The 803-nt window shown below is 33.0% G+C and carries 1 protein-coding gene; it reads right to left on the bottom strand.

What is annotated here, in order from left to right:
- Positions 1–803: acyltransferase family protein (locus EYY67_RS07485; RefSeq protein WP_165497950.1), on the bottom strand; the 803-nt coding region annotated here is incomplete at both ends.

The following is an 803-nucleotide window of genomic DNA, read 5'->3' as shown; positions in this document are numbered from 1 at the left end:
ATATTTATGCATTCCATCAATGACAATATAATGGGAAATATAGAGGGCATAGGATATGTTCCCTAAGAAAACCAATATTGATACTTTCTTTAGTTTATTTTTTTTCTCATAGAGAAGAAATCCCATAACCAAAAATAAGCACATATAACCATAATTCTGAGGTCCGACCTGAGTGCTTTCAGTCTCAGCGACTAATGTCACGAAAATGGCAGAAAACGCAATCATAACTAGCTTTCCAGAGCCAGTATTTAATTTATTTCCATTAAGATAAATCTTTGCAAGCAACATTCCTAAAATAAAATCATAAAACATTGTGTTGGATGAAAATTGTAGAAATCCTGCTAAATAGTTATGTGATTGAGTATCTAGTCCAGTATATGCAGAAAGATGGAGGCCACCATTTAGTAATAGCTGTGGGGTTATTATCTGACATAATAAAAGAATGCATGTGATTTCAGTTCTGTATTTATGATTAATTAATAGCGAAACTGAAAAAATAAAATAAAAATAAAGCTCGTACGTTAGTGTCCACGCGGGCCCCATCAAATTGAATCCGAAAGTAGGCGATGGCAAACTATAATTCTGGTGAATAAGGAACAGTGCACGAACTATCTGTTCTGTTGATGAATCACTATAAATCGATAATATTCCGACAGTAATGCATACCAAAAAAAGAGGGTAAACGCGAAAGAATCTTCTTATTAAAAATGACAGAGTGTTCGAGTGCTCAATTTTACGGGTTGCATAAACTATGATAAATCCACTTATAATAAAAAATAAGTCGACACCAAAATTTAGCTTAT

Origin of the sequence: Rahnella victoriana, from assembly GCF_004330295.1 — a bacterium.
Taxonomy (GTDB): Bacteria; Pseudomonadota; Gammaproteobacteria; order Enterobacterales; family Enterobacteriaceae; genus Rahnella; species Rahnella victoriana.
The sequence above is the reverse complement of the archived record's forward strand: the minus strand, read 5'-3'. Positions and strand labels throughout refer to the sequence as shown.